The sequence below is a fragment of the Leptospira saintgironsiae genome, assembly GCF_002811765.1.
In the GTDB taxonomy this organism is placed as follows: domain Bacteria; phylum Spirochaetota; class Leptospiria; order Leptospirales; family Leptospiraceae; genus Leptospira_B; species Leptospira_B saintgironsiae.
In genome coordinates this window covers 23,990-50,649 of the sequence record NZ_NPDR01000001.1, presented here as the reverse complement: position 1 = coordinate 50,649, position 26,660 = coordinate 23,990, and the positions used below count along the sequence as shown (strand labels likewise).

12 protein-coding genes are annotated in these 26,660 nt (G+C 37.6%); 8 read left to right on the top strand and 4 right to left on the bottom strand.

From position 1 onward, the window contains the following. Positions 1 to 206: 206 nt before the first annotated feature. The 3 genes from CH362_RS00170 to CH362_RS00160 are packed head-to-tail and all read left to right on the top strand — an operon-like array spanning position 207 to position 3,046. The gene (locus CH362_RS00170; RefSeq protein ID WP_244280441.1) at positions 207 to 1,529 is read left to right on the top strand and encodes a HEAT repeat domain-containing protein; all 1,323 of its coding nucleotides are present in this window, start codon (positions 207 to 209) and stop codon (positions 1,527 to 1,529) included. 23 nt (positions 1,530 to 1,552) lie between these two features. Continuing rightward, positions 1,553 to 2,329 carry an inositol monophosphatase family protein gene (locus CH362_RS00165; RefSeq protein ID WP_100708358.1) on the top strand — a complete coding sequence of 259 codons (777 nt, stop codon included), beginning with the start codon at positions 1,553 to 1,555 and terminating at the stop codon, positions 2,327 to 2,329. 15 nt (positions 2,330 to 2,344) lie between these two features. After that, on the top strand, positions 2,345 to 3,046 hold the full coding sequence (locus CH362_RS00160) for an MgtC/SapB family protein (RefSeq protein ID WP_100708357.1): 702 nt from the start codon (positions 2,345 to 2,347) through the stop codon (positions 3,044 to 3,046). A 36-nt stretch (positions 3,047 to 3,082) separates the two neighbouring features. On the opposite strand, the gene CH362_RS00155 is transcribed toward CH362_RS00160, so the two are convergent. Further along, a complete protein-coding gene (locus CH362_RS00155) occupies positions 3,083 to 3,706 on the bottom strand; it encodes a TetR/AcrR family transcriptional regulator (RefSeq protein ID WP_100708356.1) in 624 nt (207 codons plus the stop codon). A gap of 146 nt (positions 3,707 to 3,852) precedes the next feature. On the opposite strand from CH362_RS00155, the gene CH362_RS00150 reads away from it, so the two are divergent. The 5 genes from CH362_RS00150 to CH362_RS00130 all read left to right on the top strand — a co-directional run bounded on the left by CH362_RS00150 (position 3,853) and on the right by CH362_RS00130 (position 9,943). Next, the gene (locus CH362_RS00150) at positions 3,853 to 5,124 is read left to right on the top strand and encodes an alpha/beta hydrolase family protein (protein WP_100708355.1); all 1,272 of its coding nucleotides are present in this window, start codon (positions 3,853 to 3,855) and stop codon (positions 5,122 to 5,124) included. A gap of 142 nt (positions 5,125 to 5,266) precedes the next feature. Next, positions 5,267 to 6,190, top strand: coding sequence for a hypothetical protein (locus CH362_RS00145; protein WP_100708354.1), 924 nt, complete (start codon positions 5,267 to 5,269; stop codon positions 6,188 to 6,190). Further along, entirely contained in the window at positions 6,191 to 6,532 is a 342-nt protein-coding gene (locus tag CH362_RS00140) for an STAS domain-containing protein (protein ID WP_086447289.1), read from the top strand. An 8-nt stretch (positions 6,533 to 6,540) separates the two neighbouring features. After that, on the top strand, positions 6,541 to 6,960 hold the full coding sequence (locus CH362_RS00135) for an ATP-binding protein (protein ID WP_100708353.1): 420 nt from the start codon (positions 6,541 to 6,543) through the stop codon (positions 6,958 to 6,960). Between the two features lie 4 nt (positions 6,961 to 6,964). Next, the gene (locus tag CH362_RS00130; RefSeq protein ID WP_100708352.1) at positions 6,965 to 9,943 is read left to right on the top strand and encodes a PP2C family protein-serine/threonine phosphatase; all 2,979 of its coding nucleotides are present in this window, start codon (positions 6,965 to 6,967) and stop codon (positions 9,941 to 9,943) included. A gap of 93 nt (positions 9,944 to 10,036) precedes the next feature. Here CH362_RS00130 and CH362_RS00125 read toward each other — a convergent pair whose 3' ends face one another. The 3 genes from CH362_RS00125 to CH362_RS00115 are packed head-to-tail and all read right to left on the bottom strand — an operon-like array spanning position 10,037 to position 26,299. Then, positions 10,037 to 15,937: a carboxyl transferase domain-containing protein gene (locus tag CH362_RS00125; RefSeq protein ID WP_100708351.1), complete on the bottom strand. Its 5,901-nt coding sequence runs from the start codon at positions 15,935 to 15,937 to the stop codon at positions 10,037 to 10,039. 10 nt (positions 15,938 to 15,947) lie between these two features. Continuing rightward, a complete protein-coding gene (locus CH362_RS00120; RefSeq protein WP_100708350.1) occupies positions 15,948 to 16,394 on the bottom strand; it encodes a holo-ACP synthase in 447 nt (148 codons plus the stop codon). Further along, the gene (locus CH362_RS00115; protein WP_100708349.1) at positions 16,391 to 26,299 is read right to left on the bottom strand and encodes a type I polyketide synthase; all 9,909 of its coding nucleotides are present in this window, start codon (positions 26,297 to 26,299) and stop codon (positions 16,391 to 16,393) included. The genes CH362_RS00120 and CH362_RS00115 overlap by 4 nt, the downstream gene beginning before the upstream one ends. Positions 26,300 to 26,660: the final 361 nt, after the last annotated feature.

Sequence of the window (26,660 nt, the reverse complement as noted above, 5' to 3'; positions counted from 1 at the left end):
ATCGAATTCTATAGATATAAAGGTATAGATGGCAAATCTGTATCCTGTTTTGGAAAGAAATTATTACTTTTACGGTTACATTACTTGCAATAGAGGATTTAGCCTTAAAAAAAGGTAAACGGCCGATAACGGATGGTCGAAAAAAAGAATAGAGGCTGGCACAGGGAAATGTTTCTTGGACCAAAGCTTGCTTTTCGATTAAAAGAATGTTTGCCCTATTGAATTTCAGATTTTTATTTCCAGGCTTATTACTGATTGCCTCCTTTGGAGTCTGGTTTTCACCAATTTTTGCTCAAACTCCAGAAGATACTAACAACACTTCCGATGAAGGGAATAATTCCTCAGACGCCGAGGATCCTTCTGCTTCTGAGGAACAGCAAACTGATAAGAAAAAACCGAAAAAGCCGGTTTTAGATCCTGAATCTAAACGTTATAATGACCTTTTAAAAACCGGTTTATTGAAGGTTTTTGAAGGGGAAGCCACATATAATTACCCTCGCTTAAAACAGTATGGACTGACACATCCGATTCCGAGAGTTAGAGCAGCAGCAGCTTTGGCTTTGGGAAGATTGAAGAGCCCAACTGGCGTTGATATTTTACATAAGATGATCGATCGCGACGGAGAATGGGTGCGCCAGGCTGCATACAAGGGACTCGCGGATATCGGTTCCAGACGTTCATTAGATTATTTTTATATAGGTGCTAAATCTTCAGATAGAGAGATCAGAGTAGCTTCTTTCCGTGGAATGGGAAAAACATTAGATCCTGGAGCAAGAGAAGTTCTCTTAAAAAAAGGTCTTAAGTCAGACGATAAGGAAATCGTAAAAGCAACTCTTTTAGGTTTAGGATATTATCAAGTTCCAGAAGACCTTCGTATATTTATAGATTATTTAAATTCAGAAGATGAAGAATTCCAAAAGGCAGCTGTAGAAGCCTTGGGAAGGCATAAGACCAGAACTTCTATGAAAATTTTGGAAGATTCTTTTAAAGATAAAACAAATCTTCGAAACCAAATCCTGGATACTTTGACAGAACAAAAAAATTCATTCGCGATCTTTGCATTATTAAGAATTTTGAATGCAAACTCCGGTTCGGAAAATATTGTAAATGAGATTAGCGCAAGATTATATAAATTAAAAGCTGTCGGAAAATATATGACCATCATTTCCGATAATACTCCTCTCTTAAGAGAACCTTATGTTGGAGCTCCTAAGATCCGCGACCTGGAATCTGGAGAAGTTGGAAAAGTAATTAGCAAACATTCAGTAGCTTATATCATTCCGATTGAAGGCCAAAGGATTGAAGACTTTTATTATAAAGTTTTAGTAAATACCAAGTATAAGGATGCATTTACTGAAACTGTCCAAGGCTGGGTGTTTGGAAAATATATCCAAGTTAGAACCATTTCTATGCCTAAAGAAGAGAAAGAAACTAAGAAGAAGAAACCGAAAAGTCCTTCTATCTTGGATGATATGGAAACTTCTGAACCGGCACCTAATCCTGATAGCGAAAATCCGAATCCTCAATAAAGTTTCGTCTTTTACTTAAGACAATGGATCTTTCTAAAATCCTTTCTGTTTTTAAATTTGCATCTAAATCTGCTGGAACAGAGATCCTAAAATTATTCGGAAAAGAATCTGCATTTGATCTCAAAGATCCTATGCAAGTTTTGACTCAAGCCGACTTAGATTCCCATCGTGTGTTGGAAGAAATTCTAAAAAAGGAATTTCCAGGAATTCCGCTTGTGATGGAAGAACAAAATAATATAGAGCCTCTTCCTCGGACTTTTATCGTATGTGATGAGTTAGATGGGACTACTTTATTTTCCAGAGGGATCAAAGAGTTCAGCGTAATTTTAGCTTATATAGAAAATGGATCTCCCAAAGTAGGATGTATTTATTTTCCTGCATTAGATACGTATCTTACCTCTCAAAGAGGGGAAGGAACCTTTATCAATGATAGAAAGATCCTTTTGAAAAAGGGGGGAAGCCTAGATCGTTCCGTTCTTTCCCTTGAGATCAATAATACTTTCCAAGACGAGGACTATCGTTGGATCGCAAACGTTAGTAAAAATACTTTAGCAACTCGTGCTTTGGCTGCGACAGGTGCTGGATTTTTAGAATTATTAGAAGGCAAGACTGATCTATTTATGAACTTAAGTGGTGCCAAGATCTGGGATTTTGCTGCTGGAGTCCTTGCATTGGAAGAAGCTGGAGGAATTGTTTGGGACAAGGAAGCTAATTCGTTAAAATGGGATAAGATCCGTATGTCTGCATTGTTAAGTAGAGATCAAGATTTCTTAAAAGAAGTTTACCGACTGAAACCTTAGATCATTCCTTGGCTTATGCAGGAATTTCTAACCATTCTGGATTCTAAAACGATCGATACCATCACGGTAAGTATTCGTGTGGCCTTGATCATTATTTTTGCTGGTGCAGTAGGCTGGAACAGAGAAGGCAAAAATCATGGAGCCGGTTTCAGGACGCATATTTTGATCGGTCTTGCATCTACTGTTCTAATGTTATTATCAATTTTTATTCCTGAATTTTATTCAGTGGTGGGAGGAGATCCCTCTAGAATTGCGGCTCAGGTAGTTTCCGGAGTTGGGTTTTTATGTGCGGGTGCAATCATGAAGTTCGGATTGACCGTGAAAGGATTGAATACCGCTGCTTCTATCTGGATTGTTTCTGCAATTGGTTTGCTTGTGGGTGCAGGTCTATACTATGCGGGATTTTTAACCACAGTTGCTACTCTGATCATTCTGGTCTTATTTGATCTGGTAGAAGAAAGGTATTTTGGAAAATACGAATATAAGGTTTTGATCCTGGACCTGAAACAGAAAAAGTTTCATCGAAAAGGGTTTAAAGAATTATTATTAAGAAATAAGTTAAGATTGGTCTCCGAATCCTTTATGCAGGATTACCAGTCTAAAAGTGCCCAGATTAAACTTACGATTGCGATGCCTAGAGATTTCGATATTCTAAAGATTGTGGATGAATTCAGAAATCTGGCGGATGTTATAAAAATCAGCATTGAATCGACTTAGGTTTGATAATGGCCGATACGGAGTCGATTTAAGAACTTAAGAGATCTCTAAATATTTTCCGATCATAAGTGCAGTTTCTTCTAAGATCTTATCGTCAGGAATATCGAAGCCTTGTAGAACCATATACGTTATGATATCATCCATCGCTCTTTGAGCAATTAAAAGTGCCGCCGGATCAGATCTAAGGTTCCGATTTTTGCCGAAGTATTCAAACAATTTGAAAACTTCGGTTCCGATCCTTTCTCTTTCTATTTTTTTTACAGCAATTGCAAGTGTTTGATCTGAAAGAGAAAGTATCGCAAATTCTTTATGTAGTTTTTTGTTTTTCAGGGCCGATTTGCGCATTCTGGTCAAAATTCCTAAAATGATCCGGGTCATATCTGCGTTTTCAGGGAGGGATTCGATAGTTTCGGTAGCAAGGTTGCCGTAAAATTCCTCGCTGTATTTCCGGATCACTTCCAATGCGATATCGTTTTTATCTTTATAATAGGAGTAGAATGTTCCAATAGAAACGCCTGCTTCTTCCACTATGTCCCGTATTCCTGTCTCATTGTATCCATTACGTTTTACGAGCTTATAGGCGGCCTCTATAAGGTTTTCCTTTCGGGCAATGGAGCGATCTTGCACTGGATTTCGGACTATTTTTTTCTTTTGGTCCATCTCTGAAAATGCTTTGGGTTGCGCGGTTTGCCAACAAGCGTATTTTCCATTTTTTGTAAAACATGAACAATGTTCAAATTTTTAATTTGCATTTTGTTTTTGGTTCGTCATATATATGAACAAAGTTCATGTTTTGGAGAATAGAAATGGGATATCTAATTGGCAAATTTAGCACTTTTTTGATTTTGGCGGTATTTGCAATTTTGGCTTTGGATTGCGGGAAAATTGAAAAGGGGCGCTTTTTTAACGACCAAGCTTATCATTTTCAAACCTTAAGGGCCTTAAACGATGCACGCAGTGATGGAGCGGAAACCGGAGAAATTCTGGAGGCAGTTAAGAATATCAAGGAAGGAGATCCTCAATCTTGGTTCTATGGATGGGAGAATGCTGGTAATCGAGTATTAGAGAGAGCGAATAAGACGGAAGATCCAATGAGTAAGGGTCAGGCATATTTAAGAGCACATAATTACTTACGCACCGCAGAATTTTTCTTAGACCCTGATGATGAAAAAAGACCGTCCGCTTTCGATAAATCCGTAGAAACTTTTCATAAGGGTTTGGATAGTCTTGGAGTAAAATATGAAAAGATCAATATTCCTTATGGCGAACACCATCTAAATGCAATTTATTATCCAGGGCCAGCAGGTGCAGATAAAAAACCTTTGATTGTTTTTGTTGGAGGTTTTGATTCCACTTTGGAAGAATTATATTTTACCATTGTACGAGCTGCCTATGAAAGAGGATTTAGCGTACTTACATACGAAGGACCAGGCCAAGGTTCTGTTTTAAGAAAACAAAATTTAGGTTTTACTCCGGAATGGGAAAAACCCACGAAAGCGGTATTAGATACTTTCTTAGCTTCTCATCCAAAACCTTCTAAAACTGTTTTGGTCGGGATGAGTTTGGGAGGATATCTTGCTCCTCGCGCAGCCGCTTTCGATAAGAGGATTGATGGAGTGGTTGCTTACGACGTTTTATATGATTTCGGAGAAGTAGCAGAACGCACAGTTCCAGGAATCGTACTTTGGTTGGAAAAACAGAATTATAATAATCTAATTGAGTTTCTTGTTAAGATTAAATCTTCTTTTTCCCCAAGTTTTTCTTGGGGAGTAAAAAATGGAAAATGGACTATGAAAACCGCAAACTCAGGTGAAACCTTGAAATCTTTTAGGAATTTCACTTTGGAGTCTTCTGCAGAGAAAATAACCCAAGACGTTCTGATCTTTGCGGCGACCGAGGATCATTTTATTCCACTTAAACAAGTCGAAGATTTTAAACGTAAATTGACGAATGCAAAAAGTGTTACTTCAGTAATCTATGATCGGGCATCCGGAGGAGCGGAACATTGTCAATTGGGGGCTCAGGCTTTATGGCAGGCGGACTTTTTTGATTGGATGAAAAGATTCGAAAAGAAATGAGAAAGTGAGGAGTCGCCCCAAAACCTAATATTACAATTCTGAAATCTGTTTTATGTCCTATTACTTTTTACGGGAATCTATTCGAATTTCGGAATTTGCTATGCTTTTTTATGACCTTATAAAATGATTCTGACCTGGGAATATGGCCGAAAAAAGAACATCGATCCCTTCGGATCTCGCACAAGAACTTGTAAAAATTATCCGACTTCTTGCTATGTCCGGCAAAAAGCATTTTAAAAAATATCTATACGATCCGTTTATCTATGCGGGTTGGGAAAAAGAAAAATCCCATTCTGCACTTGCTGCAAGCAAGATGATAGATAAGATCCAAGAGGATTCTAATAATCCATCATATCTGCATACTATTCCTCATCAATGCAAACGTTTGATCTCTCAGGCAATTATAGAAAGTCTTTCTGCTTTAGGTGACTCTTGTATTTTCTTTTTGGAGAGGATACAAGAAACAGGGAGTATCGCTGTTTCTCCGGAAGCTTTGGAGTTCGTTGCTGTATTAGAAAAACCTTTAAAAGAATTCGAGAAAGTAACAAGCAGCAATAACGAAAAACTTTTCGAAGATTCCATTAAGAACTTTTCCAAAGAAGAATTAAAATCCGCCTTTGAGCCGGTTAAATTGGATGGGACCAGGCAGAAAGTATATTTGGATACGGAAGTTCACACTTTGTATCAACAGATCCTTTCGGCTGCAAAGGTTAATAATCTGGTCCGTTGCAAAAAATTACTTTCCAGATATATAATTAATTATAGCGATTCGGAGACTTACAGCGAGCAAGAAGTTGAGAATCTTTTGGACGCATTAGGAAAACGTGAAGCTGGATTTAAAGAAACTTTGAGAGATTCTCTTGCAATCGAACTTTACTTTTCTATAACAAAGGGTATATTAGAAGGGAACGCTAAAAAAGCGATCCAAGGTATTCGGAAATATGCTCACATTTTCGAAGGAGATCCGAATACAAAGTATTACTACGAAATAGACTCTTTAGAAAGAAAATTATATGGAATCATCCAAGCAAAGGATTTAATGAAAGAATTAAGGAAGGGTGTGTAAATGGCGAACCTTACATTTAACGAAAAAGTGGACGGAAGCAAATTGATCCTCACAGTCGCAGGCGAGATTGATGCTAAAACTGCTCCGGATCTGAAAATTAAATTAGAAGCTGCAGTAGGGAACGGGATCAAAACAATTATTTGTGATTGTTCCGCTCTTACTTACATTGCTTCTGCTGGGATCGGTGTTCTAAACTCCATCCAAAAATTTTTGAAGGAAAAATCTGGCGAGATCGTATTCTGCAGCCTTAAAAAAGAAGTAAAGGATACGATGGAACTCATGTACTTCACCAAAAAGGTGAGAGTATTTCCTTCTTTGAATGATGCGTTAGGCGGAGTTTAAATCCTCTCATGGATTTCTCTCCGGAAAAAATCCTATATTACTCCGTCGATCTGGACGAACTTTCTAAAATTCGAGGAGTGGTCCGCGAATTTTTAGGAGAAGACTGTTCTGATATAGTCAAGGGCCGGATTGTATTCTGCCTAGATGAAGCTATGACTAACGTAATAGAGCATGGATTTACGGAGCCTGACTCATCTAAGATTGAATTAAGAATGAAAAAGAATAAGGGAAGCTGGAAGTTTTCTATCCTGGACCAAGGCGTCCCTTTCGATCCTACTAAAGAAAAAAGCGAAACCTGGAAGGAATTATACGATAGCGGTGCTGATGGAGGTTTCGGATTACGTTCCATTAAAAAGATAATGGTCGTACGTTACCAACGCCTCAAAAATCCTCCGCGCAATAAACTCACTTTGATCCATACGAGATAACAAGATGATTAAAAACAAAATCCTTAGAGCGGTTCTGCCAGGTATTCGGGCAAAACTTTCCTTTTTCACGGCCGCATTGGTCATCTCTATATTAGGTTTTACTTCTATAATCCATTATTCCCAACAGACAAAGGCTTTGGAAGAGAAGCTTGAGTCAGAGTTAAAGGCACCTTTGGAATATGTGAACTCTGTCGTTTTGGATCTAGAAAACCTGAGCAGAAGTATGATCCTGATCGAAGAATTCAAGGTCAGGGTAAAAGAGAAGAAAAAACAGCTCAGTAAGTTCAAAAGGACAGTTGTCCAGAAGGAAGGTGGGCTTTTCGGTGCATTAAAGGCATTCGGTCAATCCATTGGTCTGAACGTTAAAAGAGGGAATGTTTATAAATCTGTAGATACTTATTTTACAAGATACCTTTCCGAAAAAGAAATCCAAGAGTTTGAATCGAAAGTCCGTAACGAATTAAGAAAAGAGAATGGAGCACCGATTGACGCTCCTGTTTACGAAAGGATCCGAGCGATTGCGGAAAGAACAGCACTTGCCAGGATCAGTGCAGAAACTTCTAAGACCAGAATAGAAGAGATCACGGAAGAAGTTAAGTTTTTAGATACAGAATTAGCAAAAGCGGACTTAGATCCTAAAAAGAAAAAAACGTATCTGTCGGATAAAGATAAATTGGAGAAGGAGAGAAAACTTGCTGAGAAAGCGATCCCAGATGGAGAAAAGAAGGCTGCATCAGGGGAAACTGCTTTAACAAAGGCTCTTCAGAATTTTTTCAGAGGTTCCTTTAAAGATAGAATTTCTTCTTTAGGACTTCTCCCGGATAAAATTAGAATCTTAGCTTATGATAGAGTAGGAAAGGAAACCTTAGATACAGGTTTGTTATTCTCTCAAAGTTCAGAGACCGGAAAAAAATTGCTTGTTCAGTCTGATTTTACAGAAAGTCGTAAAGGCCTTTTTGGAGATACGGATGTTTTGGAAGTTATTCAAAATAAATCTGAACCTGAAAGTTATGAAGTAGGTGGAAGACAATACGAAGTAGTGTATCGTCCTGTTTTTAGAAATCCAAGCACTGCAGAAAGATCCAGATCTATGGCAGAAGAGATCGCGGAAAATCCTAAGGATTGGGCAAAGTATCTAGAAGAAGATAGAAAAATTTCTACGGAAATCGCTGAGATATCTCAGAGACTGAAGGCCAGAATGTCGGAGCTCCGCAAAGACGGAAAAGCTAAACCTTCTTCTGATAAAGAATTCAAAAATCTGGCTTTGGCTTATAGACAGATGCTCAAAAAACGAGACACTAAGTTAGAGCAACTACAACCTTACGGTTCCGTTTTCGAGAAGAATGAAAAAAAATGGGATGATGATCATAAATCTCTAAAAGATAAGATCGCAAGTACTTCCAAGGAAATTTTAGAATGGGAGAAGTTGCTGAAATTTCCTCCTAAAGAAGGAGAGAATAAAGTTTCTCCAGAAGAGATCCAAGAGAAGATCCGAGTATTAGAGTCTCAGGAAGAAGAATATAAAGATTCTTTAATTCGCTTGGAATCTACTAAGGGTGATTGGGGGAATTCCTACGAGCGTAAGGCAGAAGACGCATTTTTCGGTTTGAGAGAAGCTGCGTTAGAAGATTTCACATTTATTCCTTTCAAAACAGGACCTGCCGGCATCAGAAGATATTATAAAGACGAAAACGAAAGAAAGTCCGTTAAGATTAAATGGAAACTTTTGAGAGAATGGATACTTTCTGGAAATTCTGAAACTGAACTTCCTAAAACTCCGAGGGGAATCGCTTGGGATTCCGGAATTCTGGTCCGAAGCAGAAGTGAGGCTGAAGAAGTAATGTGGGCCTTAGATTCTACCCCTCTTGTGGCTCCGGGCGAAGAGGAAGGCAAAGGACTTGTTTATGACCTTCTCCGCAAAGACTTATTAGGATATAATATTATTCTAATAGATAGGACCGAAGGTGTTCGTCAAATGAAGTCCAACAGGGAAGAGATGATCCGGTATACTGGGATCATTGGGACAATAGCGATCCTTTTGGCTTATGGTTTGGCTTGGTTTGTGGTCCGTAGGATCCGAATTATTAGTAAAAACGCTGAATCGATTGGAGATGGTAACTTGAATGTTGAATTTCCTCCTGCAGGCTATGACGAGATCGGTATATTAAGTGAATCATTGAACGACATGGTTCACGGTTTAAAGGAAAGAGAAGAAATGAAAGGAGAACTTCTGGCAGCAGAAGAGATCCAGAAACGACTTCTTCCCGAAAAACTACCTTCTAGTTTGAATGACTATGTTGAATTTGGTGCATTCTATAAGGCTATGACAGGAGTGGGCGGGGACTATTACGATTTTATTGAATTAGGCGGAGGAAAGATCGCGATCTGTATCGGCGATGTTTCCAACCATGGTGTTGGCCCCGCGATTGTGATGGCTCTTTTTAGAGCTCAGATCCAAGCAATTCTTCGAAAAGGTGAAAGAGATCTGAAAAAGATCTTACTCGAGGCGAATGCTTATCAGTATCAGGATACTCCAGATCATATTTTTATCACGTTCTTCTTGGCGATCTTCGATTCGAATACTTCCAGATTGGAATATATTTCCGCGGGTCACGTTAAACCTTTATTCTTCGATGCTTCCGATGGAAAGATCAAAGAACTTCCAGCTGGAGGTTTACCTATCGGTATGGATGAAAATTCTTTCTTCGAAACTACGATTGAGAGAAGAGTATTAACTTTGGACTCAGGAGATATTTTCTTTGAATATACGGACGGTTTGGACGAAGCTAGAAGTCCTAACTCGGAAATGTATACTAGAGAAAGGCTTGCGAAACTTTTGCATGCAAACGGAGAAAAGCGTCCGGAAGAATTGATCAAGACGATCGTTACGGATGTGGAATCTCATACTCAGCAAGATCTAAGTGCTACAGGATTTTCTAATCTTTCTGATGATATTGCGATGATTGCGATCCGCAAAAGATAAGAACTCTCTTGCCCTGCACCATATGTTTTAGATTAATTTCGAAGTTTACGGTTGGATCCGTTTGTAGGAATTCCTACAAACGGATCTTTCAAACTAAGGTAAGATTAGATCTTTCCAATCTTCTCCTGAGTTAGAAGTACTGAGATATACTTCACCTTCGGAATATTTGTTCTTATTTTTTCTCCAATGAGAAAGTTTCAGGTCTGCTTCTTCTAAACCTGTTTTTAAAACTTCTCTTAATTCGGAAACAGATCCGAACGTTCCATCTAAAACTCCAGTATTCTTTGCATCAAAATCTGCTCTGGATTTTTTAGTGAAGGATTCAAAAAATTCTTTTTGGATAGATTCAATTTCTTGAATGTTCCCTTCTTTTCTGAGGGCTGAAACTTTTGCTCCTTGGAATAGATCAAATGCAGAGTTGCCTCCCATCACTGCAAGAGTGGCTTCTGCTAAAGAATAGTAAGCAATTCCAGGTCTTAAGAATCCGCTGAATGCATGGATCTGTCTTCCACCATAATTCTGTCTTAAGATGATAGAAACTACTGGAATCTCTGAAAGAACGTTTACATCCAAGGATTCACCGCCGATTTGTTGTATCCTTGCTCTTTCTTGTTTTGTTCCTGGAACAAAACCTGGAGCATCAGAAATCATTAATAAAGGTATGGAGTGTTTATTTGCAAACTCAGTGAATACTCTGAATTTTTCAGTGCCTGGTGCGTCAGGAGAGCCTCCTCCTTTAGGTTGGTCTGCGATTATCGCAATTGTTCTTCCTTGTATTCTTCCGAGTCCTGTGATCAAACTAGAACCTGGGTCCCATTCTCCAAATTCTAAGAAAGTATTCTCATCCAAAATTTTATGAACAATCTCTTCCTTCATATCATAGGAAACTGTAATTTCTTTCGGAAGTTTGATCTCAGTTTTGCTAGTTGGAGAGTTTTCAACTTTTCTATGATTTAGTAAATGGAAGAATTTTTTGATTATCTCGTAAGCTTCTGATTCGTTTTTAGAAGTGAATGTTGCCCACCTTTTTTTATTCGAAAATTCTTTATGAGCGGACGTTTTACTTTTTTCATTGGGTTCTAAGAGTAACCATACATCTGCACTCGAAGTGAGTTCTGAGACTCTAAGTCCTTCAGGATTTTTAACAAAATGTAAACAAGCCCCTTTGAAATTTTGTAATGATTTTTGAAAGTCTCTTCTTGGTCTAAGAGAATCATAATCATCCAAATGGGAACTTCTGAACCATTTACTTCCATAAACTAAAAGTAAACTTGCGCTTGTTTTCTCTGCGATCCGAACAGATTCTTTTGCTTTGATAATGCATGGAAGAGAATGAAATCCGTCGTTGGTTCTTGGTCCCATGGAAAGCACAGATGTTTGTCCCAATCGAATAAATCCGGAAACTAAGGATCCTGAACCTGAATAATTTTCTTTTATTGGTAAAAAGAATCCACTTTCGGAATGATGAATCAGGTCGTTTTCATCTAAAACATTCCAATTTTCTGATATGGCTCTTTGGCTTTTTTCTTTTGGAGGAAGTTTACATCCCAATAAAGAGTCCTGAATTCTTCTGATGATCCAAATGAGCTGGATCTTATCATTAGCAACAAAATCCACAGTACCAGTAGCTTGCCCCATAATTTTAGCGCCACCAATCTCGTAATTGGTGAACTTCTCACCTGTCACTGATTCAATCACAGAAGATCCTGTAAGAACTCTATAAGATTCGTCTTCATTTAAGAGAACTTGTAAAGATGCTTGGGAAGAGCCATACACATCCAAACCAGTTGATGAGCCCGTTCCGACTGCGACAGTGAAACATAGATTGGGTTTATCTTCAGAGTTATATTTTCTGAATTCTGATCCGTATTTTTTTTCAGTTTCGGAACATACTTCCTTTAAGATTGGATCTGAATGTGATTCAATTGCTGCTCTAAATTCTGATGCCTTGGTGCCCGCTCCTAAAAGTGAATTCATGAAAAATCCTTCTGCAGCTCTGTTCAAAGAAACCATTCCTTCTTTGATATTAGCTCCGGCTCCATCGTTCCAAATATATAAAGGAAGATCTTTTCTATAAGCATAGTACGCTGCCGCTATATATTTTCTTCCTTCTAAATCTCCTGTGGCTCCACCTGCAACTCTGGAATCTTTAAAAAAACATAATGCAGGTTTTCCGCCAATCTTTCCTTCGAATATTTTCGCACCTGGAGAATAGATCTCTTCTTTGCCTGTTTTAGGATTTTTTCTAAGAAGTCCGTCTATACTAGGAATTGTGATTTCCTGAGTGGAATCCGCATCAAATACCTCAGAGACCCAGCATTCCAAGGGCCATTTTCCTTTTTGGAAAACTGTCAGGTCCTTTGGATCTGTTCCTATACAATAAGGGAATCTTGGATCATTAGGATGAGCAATATCCATTCTAAGCTTTCCATCTTTAAAGAAGAAGGAAAGTGTAACTGTCTTTTCAGTGTTTTCCGGAAGGAAATCCATTGTGAATTGGCTATACAATCCATGTAAAAAGAAACGAAGAACAGAACCTGCTGATTCCATTATATTATTATAATTGAATATATCTTCTTCGTTAGATCCCGGATCGAATTTTACTTTAAACCCGGAAACAAGAACTTCTAATCTAAAAATATCTAATTTTTTGAATATTTGAGAGCCTTGTAAAATACATGCTCCTATTTTTGCAGTAGTTTCCAGATCAAATCTAGAAGTTTGTGTTCCAGGTTTTGCACTTAAAGTGGAGAAGAGTATATATTGTTTTTCTTTTCCGGTCTCCAGAAAATATAAAAAATGTCCTGGAGTAGGGGAGAATAATCTTTTGATACTTCCTTGGGTTTGCCAATACTCCAGTTTTTTTCTTATTTGAGATGTGAGGGATTCATCAAAGTTTTCTGGGATCAATGGTAAGTTTTCAGAAAATGATCTTTTGAATTTTTCTTCTAAGATTTCGGATCTTTCTTCGGAGACGGAGGACCAAGGTGATTTCAGAAAACGTACATAGTCGAATACATGTTTTCTGGAAATGGTCGCGTCTCCTCCTTTAAACTTTTGAGGACGATTTCCTCTCGAGTTTAATATTCTTCTGACTGTTTTTTCGAGTGAGCTTTCCTTCTCTCTTTCTTCCAGATACAAGATCCCGTTTAATGCAAGATCAATAGAAGGAGTAGGTGGAGCGTAAATGGAAAGTATTTCCAAAAGTTTTGCGGTAAGCTCTTTTCCTTCTCTCAGATTCGCATAGGCTTTTACTAAAAATATAAATGCATCTTTTTGGCTCTTAGTCCTTCTAAGAGGATTCCAAGGTTTTATTCCATAATAATGAAATGCATTTGATAAAAGTTTTTTTGTAGTCTTTGGTGGATTATATCCTTCTGTATCCCATTCTGAAAGTGCTCTTTGTATTTCTCCATAATGAGAGAATTTTGTACCAGGATCGGAGGAAAATATTCTTCTTACGAGTACATGGAATTTCAAAAGTTCTATATAGAAATTTCCCCAAAGTCGATTTTCAGAATCTGAAAGTTTTGCAAATTCGAAATTAGAAAGTATAGAATCTATTTTTTCTGCTGCGTCTTGTTCTCTGAAAGTCCCTAATATCCAGGACTTTAATAAAATCCTTAGATCTGAGCCTGAAGTTTTTTGGATTGATGGAAGTTTTAGTTCAGTATCTGTTTCGATAGAAGGCCAGATTTCCCAGATAGATTCTCCGGAAGAATTATGATTTTCTAATTCTTTCTTTGTCTCGGATTTCTGTTCTGTTTCTATTTTGGCGAGTATTTCTCCTTCGCTCAGTCCTTTTCCAAGAACCATCCCGGAAGCAGTCATTCCTCTGACTAATTTGTTCCTATCTCCGTGTTCTAATAGATAGCCAAGTTTTCCGCCTACGGGTGCAGTAAGCACAGTTTCCATTTTCATTGCGGAAATAACTAAGATAGGATCTCCTTCTTCGATAATTTCTCCTTCTTTCCATGTTTCATTCGTTAGCGGGTTATTGCAGATCTTTACGAATGTTCCTTGGAAAGGAGAACGTAATATTCCTTCGTTGGATGTATTATTCTTTTTGTCTTTGGAAATAATAGAGAATCTTAAATATCTGAGTTTTCCTTGTTTGTCTGGAAATCTTACTAAATGGAATGAAGGTCTACGATCCACTCGTACCGGGATTGTTCTACCTTCAAAGTCTATTAAAAATTCTTCTCCTAATTCTCCGCTTAGAGAAACTCCGATGGTTCCGAAGTCTTTTCCATTTAGTAAAATTCTATAACTTGAAATAGAAGTTCTGAATAAACGTGTCTTATAAGTTTTTGTTTCCGATTTTAATTCAAATTCGTAAAGGGAATATTCAGATTCTTGTGAATGAAGTAGTTTAGGAAGATCTCGATCTCTGAAAGATCTTTTAAGATTGATTTCTGTTATAAAAACAGATTCGGCAAGAGAGCAGATGATTGCACCTTCTTCTTCTGATTCCTTCTCCGCTTTTGTAAGTTCTTCATTATTAGATAAAATTAAATTATCATATTCTCCTGAACGAAATAGATCATGTCTGACCAGTTTAATTAATTGTTCAATATTTGTAGTGATACCGCGGATATATAGATCAGAAAGCGCTCTTTCCATTCTCAGGAGCGCCTCTTCTCTTGTGGTTCCTGTAGTGATTAATTTTCCGATCATAGGATCGTAATCGCCTAATACTCTATCACCTTTTCTGAATCCGAAATCACAACGTACTCCGTTGAATGTAGGCAGCTCTATATCTTTTATTTTTCCTGGAGAAGGTGAATAATTTTGAAAAGGATCTTCTGCATATATTCTGCATTGGATAGAATGATTTCTATCTGAGAATCTTCTTCTGATTACTGAGTCGTAAGGTATCTCTTGTTCTCTTCCGTCAAAAAATAGAATTTGCCATTTTGCTAGATCTATCCCGAGAGATTGATCAGTCACAGGATATTCTACCTGCAATCTGGTATTCATTTCTAAAAATCCGAAATTGCCTGTTTCACAATCTAGTAGGAATTCCACAGTTCCAGCGGCGCATCCTTCGGAGTAACCTGAGATATGAGCGATCTTTTCAGCCGAAGATAATAATTGTAATAATGTTCTATCGTCTAAAAAAGTTTCTCCGCTTTCTTCTACGACTTTTTGATTCCTTCTTTGTACTGCACATTTTCGAATTCCGACTGCGGTGGAGTTGAAAATTTGTACTTCAAAGTGAGCAGGTCTCTCTACATATTTTTCAAAGAAGAAGGTTCCGTTTCCATAAGATTGGAGACCGATCCGAACTGCACTTTCAATTGCGGGAACTAGTTCTTTGGAATTTCTTACGATGACCATTCCTTTTCCGCCACCGCCACTGTCCAATTTGATCATGATGGGATAGCCGATCCTTTCTGCTTCTTGGATTGCTATCTCTTCTCCGCCAGTGATTGGCCCGCTTCCTAATAAGAGAGGGATACCATTCTCTAATGCTAATTTTCTAGCATCCAGTTTGTTCCCTACTTTCCTCATCACTGAAGCTTTGGGGCCCATAAATATTATATTCTTTTTATATATTAGAGAAGCTTCCTCTAAAGATTCTACAAATTTGAAATCTTCTGACAAAAATCCATATCCGGGATAAACTGCATTTGCATCAGATAGTAAAGCCGCAGCTATGATCGTTTGCGAGTTTGTATATTTATCTGAACTTCCTATATATATGATCTCATCTGCGGATTCATACCAGGATTGTTCTCGGTCCGGGTCTGTTACTACAGCAACAGAACGAATACCTTCTTCTCTTAAGGCTAAAAAAAATCTTTTTGCTATCTCTCCTCTGTTTGCGATCAGTACTTTTTTAAGGATACCTTTTCTTTCCGGTAAAATTTCTTTCTTTTCGGAGCGTCTCGGATTTAGGACTTTTAATTCTTTTATAACTGAATCTATTTCAGGAATACTTAATATTCCTTGGGTAAATGAATCTGGCTCTGGTTTTCTTGTTGGTATCATTCGCTTTCTCCTAAAATATCAGGAGGACTTCGGAAAATGCGTAATCCCCCGTATGACTGATGCTCAACCGGATAGAATTCGGTTTTAAATTGTTTAGATAGGTTTCAAAGTTTCCATAAAAACGAAAATACGGACGGCCATAATCATCATTACGTATTTCGATTTCAGAATAGTTTACAGATAGATCGGGTTTTTGGAACAAACGATACCCATCTAAGGCCTTGATCAGCGCTTCTTTTGCTGCGTATCTTCCTGCAAAAAAACTTGCTCTTTGGTTTTCGGGTTTTGTTTGCCCCTTCTTTCTTTCCCAATCCGTAAAAGTAATTTTAAAGAAGAAGGTTGCCTTATCCTGCAAACTTTCTTTGAACTCTGGAATAAAAGTAAGATCTACTCCAACTGAAGCATAAGGACTGGTAACAGATTCAAAGTTAGGAAGAGTTTGTGATTCTAATTTCATTTTTTCTCTCCCTGTTTGGATCTATAGTTTGCATCTAAAAGAATACCGATTTCTTCTTCTTGGAAATAAGACTTAGTATGTCTTTCATACATAGGTTTTCCTATACCCATTCTTATCTCATGATATCTGTTTCGGTTGGTGATCTCTCTTTTTCTTCTCAATTTCAGATAGGTTTCCCTTTGTTCTGGAGTAAGTGCTGCTAAGAAATAATCCGAATGAACGAAAAGACAAAGTGCACCTACGTGTCCGAAGCCTAATGTGGTTAACATTCCGGCCTTAATATTATGTTTTCCGAATGGAATACTTTCATCCGTAAATGTAATGAACTCATAATCGTTCATGTCCGGATCTACTTCTTCCAGGTTTCGATTTCCGGTTACGATACCTTCTTCCAAAGTTTGTAATATCCCAATTGTTTGCCATGCAGCGGCTCCGCCTTTGGAATGTCCTGTAAGAGATTTTTGAGAAACTACAGGCAATAGATTTCCTGGACTTCTACCTAACTTAGATAATAAATTATACAAAAGTTTGTTTTCATTCTTATCATTTGCTTTTGTAGAAGTATCGTGTTTGTAAGCGACTCCTATATCATCAGCAGTAAGTCCAAAAGAGGATAACGCGTTTCTTAAAGGAGATTTTTCTTTTTCAGATTCTGCTCCTAAGGATAAGAGTCCGAGTCCTGGTGCAGGAATGGAAGCTTGGATACCGTCTGTTTTGGAACCTGCATAAGCCAAGATTCCATAAATAGGAAGTCCTGCTTCTAAAGCTAAGTCTGCTCTTGCGAGTAGAACGACTCCTCCTCCTTGTGCTTCTACGAATCCACCTCTTCTGATATCGTTCGGACGGCACATTCCTTTCGGGTCGATGCCTTGTTCCAACATTTCCACACTGCTTGCGGTGGCTTGCATGTCTCCGAATCCTACTAAACTTTCCATCGCGAAATCGTCAAATGCGCCGGCTAACATAAAGCCTGCTTTACCTTCTTTGATCAAACTTGCAGCCATCTCTAAAGATATTCCTGCAGTGGCACAAGCAGCGACTGGAGTTTGGACAGGACCATAACCACCTACATAAGAGGTAAGGGCCCAAGCCGTCGTAACATTAATTAGTGATTCTTGTAACGCGTCATGCTGTCTTTCTTTTCCGAGTAAGAAGTCATGGAACATTCTTTTGAGTTTTCCCATTCCCCCCATACCAGAGCCAACTGTCGAACCTACGAGTCCAGGATGTAGAAATCTATACAATTCCATTGGCTCCATTCCGGAGCGTAGGAATGCTTCGCATGTGCAATAAAGATTATATACTGTGATCGGATCTACTTGAGCGGTTAGATCTTTTGTAAGTCCGTATTTTGCGGGATCCCATCCTTTCGGGATTTGTCCTGCAACTTTTCTATTGAAGTCGGAAGCTTTTCTTGCTTTGATTGTACTTCCTTTTTTCCTTCTTACGAACCATTTGTCTTTTTCGGAATCGTGATAGATTTCTGTAGCTTCTGGTTCTGCTTTCTTAAATTCTTCTGCTTCTTTTGAGTTAGAAACAGGAATGAAGAAGTCTTCTTCCAAAACTACATCTACAAACGAGAATAATGAAGAAGGATCGAAACCTACTGACTCTTTATCTATAATTCGAATTCCAGTATGGGTTAAGATCTTTTCTTCATATTTAGATTTTATTTCCCATTCAGCGACTGCTTCTCCAGTTTCGGAATCAGTCCAACTTCTTCCCTTGTCTGCAGCTTGGTATTTGATGAAACCCATCATCCAAGCCAGTTCGAGTGCAGCTTCTAAAGAAAGTGTTCCCGATTTTTCCAATTCCCATCTGGTCATGGAACTACCCGCAGGTCCGATCTCTGAAAAACCAACAACACAAATCGTTTTAGATAAATCTAATTCTTTTAAGTGTCCTATTTCGTTTAATTTAGCTTGAGAAGGGATAGAAGGATATTTATATACTTCTTTAGGTAAAAATTCTCTTGAGCGAGTTTCCTGTTTTTCTAATAGGACCTTGCTCTTAAGTGAGAAGGTTTCCTTTTTGATCTTTGCTTCTGAAAGAATGTCTGCACGTATCTTTCCTAAAGTTTTTCCAAGATCAGTTTGAGAATCCAAACCGCCTGTGAAGTTTGCCTTAGTAATTTGTTCAGAAGAATGGAACACATAGGTGTGGATTAAATTTCCTAAAAGAAGTCCCATCTCTCTTCTGGAGAATGTAAGCACTCCAGATTTTTCTTCCAACGCTTGAGCTACAAGATCGTTGGCTTCCATGAGGCCTGTTCCTCTTACCCAACCGATCACACAACCGTGGATCCTTGTATGTTTTCCCCAATCATCTTCTTCTGAGAATTTTTTGCGGAACAAAGTCTCAAGGCCCAATTTAGTTTCCGCATACATTCCATCTCTTCCAAAGATTCCATGGTTCGGTGAAAGAGGTAAGATCACATGAAGCGGAGAAGTTTCCGTAGGTGTGTTTTTTACTCTTCCTAGAGTGCCTATCAGTTTTTCCACACCGAGCAGCATGACTCTCAAAGATGTTAAAGAAGAATCATCCAATTGTGATCCTGTATTCTCTTCTCCAACCGCGCCGAATGGAATTAAAACATCCGGCTCCCAATCTTTTTGGACCAACCATTCTGATAGAGAACGTATGTCGTCGAAAGATCCTTGAGAGAATGGAACTAAAGAGAGAGAAGCACCTTTTGCTCCGTACTTTTGGAATATTTTTTTGTAAAACTTAACTTTCTCGGAAGAATAAGAAGTAGTGGTTAGAATAATATCCGCGCCGCCAGCGAGCAGAACGAATACAGTCTCTAATGCGATCGAGTTTGGTCCACCGCCTGTAACTAAAACTTTAAGACCTGAAAAGGAAATTCCTTCGCTTGAAGAACGTAAAATTGAGTTTAGAATAGACTCAGTTTCCTGCTGATTTTCTTTCCAGCTCGCGCCTTGATCCTTACTCGTTCCGATTGAAATTTTGTTTTGGAAAAAATCCTTTAGTTTAGTAGAATATTCTACTTCCTTAAAGTTTAAGTTACCTTCTTCAGAAATCTCTAGTTTAGGACGTAATACAGAGTTTTCCGTGAAAAAGATAGGGTTTCTATTTTGATCCCATTTAGAAGAAAGTGATCTTAAATATTCTCTTTTAGTTTCTAAATTTTTCTTTTCTTCCGGAAATTGGATCTTGTCATTCTCCAGAATTTGGTCCCAGTATTTTAGGACCTGAGATAATAGAGGACTTGCATGATTCGCAAAATATCGTTCTTCTTCTGGACTGAAATTATTTGAGGTTCCAGTTCTTAGTTTAGTTAAACCTTGAAGAAGTTTTTTCTTTGCCCATTGTTCCGAATTCGAAAAACGAACAATTTTCTTTTCTTCAAATATAGAAGAAGGTGCGGACTCTGCTTGGATTTTTTGCCTAGCTTCTTGTAGAACATTTAGATCCTTTATTAAGAATTCTGAAAATGGATCTTCTCCTAAAAGTCTTGATTGGAAATTCTTGATTGCTTTTCCAAAAATTCCTTCTGCTCCAAAATACTTTCTTTCTAATTCTTCCAGGGCAGCTGCATCTACTTTCGCACCTCCGCCTGATCTTGAATTGTTTGCGGAAAGTTTTCCAATCCTTATCCCTTTGGACTGAGCAAATATATCTACAGCTTTATCCAACCATTTGGATGCATCTTTAGAATTTCCAATCCTAGAGTTTAATGCGATGGAACTCAATGTTCCTTTTCGTAATGATTCTCCTTCTCTTACATATAAAGGAAGAAAAATGCTAACGGCGAAAATTCCAGAAGTGCTTAATCCTCTTTCCTCTTTTAAATATTTGAATACTTCAGTTCTACCAAAATCAGGCGGAAAAAATTTCTTCAAAGTTTCTTCGAATGAAGTTCTGAGATAAGGACCTGGTTGAGTGTATCCAGATTGTTCTTCTAAAGATTTTATCAGATCTTTTAAAGATTTTTCATGAGCTCCATCTAAACTTGTGGTTTTGAATTCGGTTCCTAGATCTGCCATTACCTGATTTCTTTTGGAAGAATTTCCTCCGAAAAGAGTATCTATGTTTTCATCTTCTGAAATTTCTTCCGGTCGAATTCCTGCTTTCAAAGAAAGTAATACGAATAATGCATCTTTTTTAGTGAGATTTACGGATGCTTCTTCTCCGCCGAATTGTTGAGATTCTTGGACAATATCCTGAATTTGCGCTGGAGCGGTTCTAATTTCCGCTTTTGCAATTGGAGATTCTATTGTTATAGGTTCTGGAATTTCTCTGAGTTTTGAAAATTCAGCCGTATCACAATCTTCTAATTCTGAAAAAACTATATTCCGATTTTCTTCTATATGTAAGATTTCAAAAGAAGAAGGATCCGAAACTTCTCTCAGAGTCTGCCTTGCCATACCTGCAAGATCTCCTCTGGCTCCAAGGTCGATCAATCTTCGGACTTTCAGATCTTGGAAGAATTGATCCTGGGTCTTGATCCATTGCACTGGCATTGCAAATTGGTAAGCAAGTAACTCAATCAACAGAATCCTTCTGAGTTCTTTATTAGAAAGTTTCTGGTTTTCTTTTAAGATTTTTTCAAGGATCGGGCTTCCTGAAACTTCTCCAACATATTTTATGAATTCCTTATCAATGGAGAATGGTTTTGCTACCAGGTTTGGGATATATTTTCCATCCAATTCTTCGAAACCTGATATTTGAGGAACATTCGCCTCTAAAGTTTTTCTGAATTCTGCAACTCCGTTTACTAATACTCTAGAATGGAACGGTACATCGATTCCTTCCAGACGAATTGTAGTTTTTTTGCCTCTTACGATCTCTTTAAAACGATTTTCCATTTCAGTGAGAGCCTTAAGATCACCCGTCACAGAATATTGTTTATCTCGGATGTTTAAGTTGACCACTTCCAAAGGAAGACCTGTTTCTTCTTTGATTTGCGCAACAACTTTCAGGATAGTTTCTTCGTCCAAGCCTACATGACGATTTCCTAATACAACGCTCATTCCAAAAGGGCTTCTTCCTTCTTTGTCCCTTGGAACGAGACTTTGCATTGTTAGTCCTCTTCCATACACGATTCGGATCACATTCTCTAATCCTAAAAATCCTCTGGCAGATAGAGCGGAGAATTCTCCTAAGGAATGTCCTGCAAACGGAGCTTCTTGATTTAGAAACCCTCTTTCTTTTAAGATCTCCCAGTCTGCCATAGACTTAGTGACCAAAGCAACTTGAGTAAATTGAGTGAGATGAAGAACACCCTTTGGATGATTCCAAACTTTTTTCCCAACTTTCAATGTGGTTGGATTATCTTGTACAATTTTTAAAAGAGAGAAGCCTAATTCATCTTTTGTAGTGTTCTCTGCTCTTTGCCAAACATTTCTGGCTTCTGGAAACTCATCTCTGAGTTTCATTCCCATTCCTTGGGATTGAGAACCTTGGCCTGTGAATACATAGCCCGTCTTTTTAGGAGAAACAATTGCTTTCGCGCTTAATTTTCTTTCTCCATTTCTATTCTCTAAACTGACCGAAAGAATTTGAGATCCCTTCTTTTGAGAGACATGGATTGCCTCTAAAAGTAATTCTTCTCCTAAATATACGGGAGCTTCGAATATCTCTTCGAAAGAAGATAATCTAGATGGATCGCCTTCGCATGTATCCATTACGATTTGTTTAATTACTCTGGAAGAAGTCCAGAGTCCGTGAACGATCCTATCCTTCCAGCCTGCATATTTTGCAAAATCAATATCTGTATGGATCGGATTTGTATCTCCGGAAGCCGCAGAATATTCACTCATATCAGAAGGTGCATAAAAGGTTTCGGATATGATCTTGTAGGATTTTGTAAGCGGAATTTCTTGATCTGCTTCTGTAAGATTTAAGAAGAATCGATCAAAAGATGTTGGAATTCCAACAGTGGTTTTTTCTTCTAATTTGAATTTTCCCCATTCTTCTAGATGAAAACCTGAAACTTTTTCTATCTTACCTTCGATTGCATGAAGTTCCTGGTTTGAGCTCAAAGACAGAACAAGGCGATTCGTAGAAGTGAATTTTAATTTATATCCAACTGAGTTGGTTTCTTGATCTTCTTTTTTGTAAATCCAAGGGATAGAATTTATAAGATTGGATTCCGCTTCCGATTTGATAAGAATAGTTTTTTCAAAAGGTAAAGAATCGAATTCTTCAAATTTGGAATTCACATCTCGGATCAAAAACCCAGTTTGGAAAGAGCAGACCTTCTTTCCTTCTTTTGAAATTTCTCCCAAGATTTGGATTTCTTGTCCTGAGCCTAATTTGCGAACTTTAGCAAGTCTTGCTTTAGATCTTAGTTTATCTCCCGGGACCAAATCATTTGTTTCTTTTTCCCATTGGAAATTTTGGGAGAAATGTAAAAGTCTAAATAAATTCTTATTTTCTAATGTAAATAGTGGAGAGAGTAATACTTTCCAAGCAAAAGCGGTACTCATTCCGAGAGGAGGATTTGGATCTGATTTTAGATCTGTTCTTCTTAATTCTCCGATTGCTTTCCTGAAATTTAAAATAGATTCCTTATCGATTACAATCTCGGATTCTAATTCTTGAGAAATATTTTTAGAAGAATTCAGATCAATTTTTTGATCCAATCCCCATGTTCTCAAATATAGATCTAAGCCGGATTTTTCTCTAAATGAAAGATCTTCCTCTATAAATGTTCCTGAGGTTTTGCTTGAGTAAAACTTTCTTTGGAAAGGAATAGCGGCTCCATCTTTAGGATCGTAGAAGAATAGTTTTAATTCAGCAGAATCTTTTTCCGAAAGTTTTAACTCTACTTTTAGTTTGTTTTCTTCTAAGATTTGGAGCAGTAGCAATTCTTCTGAGTTACTTGTTTCCCAAGTAAATTTTCTCCCAACTCTTGGTTCAAAGAATAGTTTGAGATCAGATGAGGTTTGTCCGATTTTGGGAGATTTTAATAGAGCATTTAGGAATCCTTTTCCTAATTCTGCTAAACAGATAATCCAATCATTTGAATTTATATCAATATTTTCGAATATAGAGACCGAATTATTTCTAATTTGCTCTTCTTGGAAAAAATTCAGTATTTTTTTACCTTGAGAATCCGAATCGAATAGATCTTCCCAATGAATTTTTTTAGATTTAGAATTATCTAAATTAATTTGAAGAAAATTTTGAAAGATAGACGAGACTGGTTCGTTTGCTTTATGAATTCCTTTGATAGCTTTTGGTCCTGGGATCCAAGCACAAGAATCTGGCTCGATACCTACGCAGTGAGAATACCAAAGAGAATCGGAACGGATCCATTTTACCAAGTCTTCATCAATGACTGGGATGAAATTTACTGGCTTACCTGGTCTTCTACAAACATCAAAGAAGAAGATTATATCTTCCGGTAAGATTAGAATTGAATCTGCGTTTTTATACCTATTCTTCCATTCGTTTAGAAAAACATTTGGATCAAAGTCCGAACCTATTTTTTCTAATATAGAATTTTGATCTGATAGTTCTGAGATGCGGGCTTCGAATCTTTGCGCTAATTCTATAAATCTGCTTCTGAAACTTTTATCTATAAAGGGATGATCCGGCCAATTTCCTTCTGGGGAAATTAATCTTTGTCCGGGACAAGTTAGTTCTAAGTATCTAGAAAGAATTTGAGTATAACTCATCTCTTCTAAAACACCAAAGTAAGGTTTAGAAGTAGAATTGATTAGAGAAACTAATTCGTTCTTTTTGGATATAACAGCCTTTTTAGCTTCTTCTGTTTCTTTTCCCTTTGTTAATTCTTCTGCTAGCGAGGAAAGTTGAGTCCACGTATTTTCTGCGTAATAAATATCAGCGCCGAGTCCTGATCTTCCCGAGATTACTCCTCCTGCGTTTTTTCCTTCTTGGGTTGTTTTCCAATTTTCAGATCCTGAGATATCAACCAAAGCTTGTTTAATTTTTTCTGATGTAGCACATTCTTTTGCGGCCATGAGTCTTGTGCCTAAGAAGACTGCATCTACTGGCATTGGATTTTTTCCAGCCCAGGTTCCGAATAACCAAGATTTTGAATCTTGAGGTTCCGCAATTCCCCCTCCGACTGCTAAGATGATATTTTTACAATCTCTGATCTCACTATAAGTAGAGCGGACTAGTTCTTCGAGGTCTTCCCAGCTATGATGGCCTCCTGCAGCTCCGCCTTCTATCTGCATTAGAATTTTTGAATCCGGTATTTGTTTTGAAATAGAGATCACTTGTCGGATCTGTTTTTGGGTTCCGGGTTTGAAAGAATTTAGCCAGATCCCATGAGCTTCGAAATCTTTTAATATTCGAATTGCTTCTTCAGCTTCTGGAATACCGGCAGAGATGGTAACTCCTTCGATCGGTGCTCCTTCACTTTTGAGCTTTTTAACTAATGGAACTTGTAGATTCCATAAATAAGCATCTAAGTATAAAAGGTTGATTACTATGCCAACTCCTGGAGGTAATTCCTTTCGAAACACATCCATTCTTTTTCTGAATAATTCTTCGGTTACTTGTCCGCCACCTGCCCATTCTACTAAATATCCTTCTTTTGCAGCGGAGATAACTATTTCAGGTTCAACGGTAGAAGGAGTCATACCTCCTCCGAAGATCGGAGCTCTTCCTGTCCAAACAGAATAATTGTTTTTTAAGAAAACTTTTCCATTCGGGAGCTCAACAGTTTCCGGTTGGAATTCTTTCCATGATTTAGGAAATTCTAAACTAGTCTCTTTGGTAAATGATCTATACGATTCTGATTTGCTTAAATTTCGAACTATATAGGATTTTCCTCTTAAGATAGGAGAGCATAATTTTTCTGCGTCTACTCCTGGTCCGAAAGAGATCAGTAAAACTTTGCTTTCTTCCTTTTCTAAACTTCCTAAGCAGATTTCCCAATCTAATATTTCTGCAACTGCCATTCTGGATAATGCAAGTGCAATATCTGATTCAGTTCTGAGATCCCTTCCGTCTCTTGTGTCGTATAAAGGAATTTTTAGATCAGATTGTTTCGGATTGAATCCAATTCTTTTGACATCTTCTTCTAAAAGTACAGGAACTCTTCTTAAGAGAGGGCTATGAAATGGAGCAGAAATTTTTAGGAATGTCCAAGATTCCAAGTTAGGGAAACTATTATTTGTAAGGAAACTTCTGAATTCTAATAAAGATTCTGGCGATCCGCAGACTACTCGAGCCTTTGGTCCATTCTTCAGACCTAAATATACTGTGTCTTCGGAACTTCTGGTTAAATTAAATTTTTCTAATTCTTCCGTTAATAAGGAATCGTTTTCTGATTTTAAGGCTGCCATAGGAGAAACAATCTCATCCGGTTTCAAAAGCCTTTTAGCAGAAACGTCCAATTCTAAAATTGGAAATTCTTCTTGGACTCGAATTCCTAAACTAATTAGATTTCTAAGTATAAGAGATAAATTTGTTAAGAATGTAGTTTTATCAGGAGAAGAAGATAATAAGAATCCTGCGTAAACCCCTTGGGAATGACCGAATATACCAGAAGTTTCGTTAAAAAGAGCCTCCCAATTAGATTCATCTTGGAGAACTCTGTATAAAGCAGAAGCCTGGGCTAAAAAGATAAGAGGAATACTATAAGAACAATTCTTTAAGATAGAATGGTCTGGAGTTAGTTCTGGTTGATCCAACCAATCCTTTAAATGAAAACCTAAAGGTAATGCTCCTATCAGTCTGTCTTTATGGATCGCTTTACATTCTTCTTCGATGGAAGAAAAGACAGTTTCCCAAAATTCAGAATAGGAATGGCCCTCTTCATAGAAAGAACGTAACTCAGGAATAGGATCTATCCCTTGCCCACCAAAGGTTACGAATGTTTTAGCAGATTGGGCGGAAAGGTTTTTAAAGATAGTTGATACTTGTTCAGAAGACAAAGCTCCGCTTGAATAATTCGTTTTCATTTACTGACCCTTCCATTTTTATTTTTTTCATTTATAAAGATTTCATTTGAAATGGAAGAGTTTACGTTTTGATTTCAAGAAAAAAATTTTTTACGCTTAATAAAATCAAAATCGTAATGTGCGAACGCTGTTCTATAAGATGTAACAAATGCTATACATATCTATTTTCCTATTTTATAATATGAATGTATAATTATTATGCTGATGAACATTTGTTAGTTAAATAAGTTAGTTAACAATCGTTCGTTAATTGTGTTTGATTATTGCTTACGATTATTCATCTTAGTGTTTGAAATGTTTAAATGAATGAACGTTTGTTTACAATATATTAATAAAATATAAAGTATTTTTGGTATAAAGA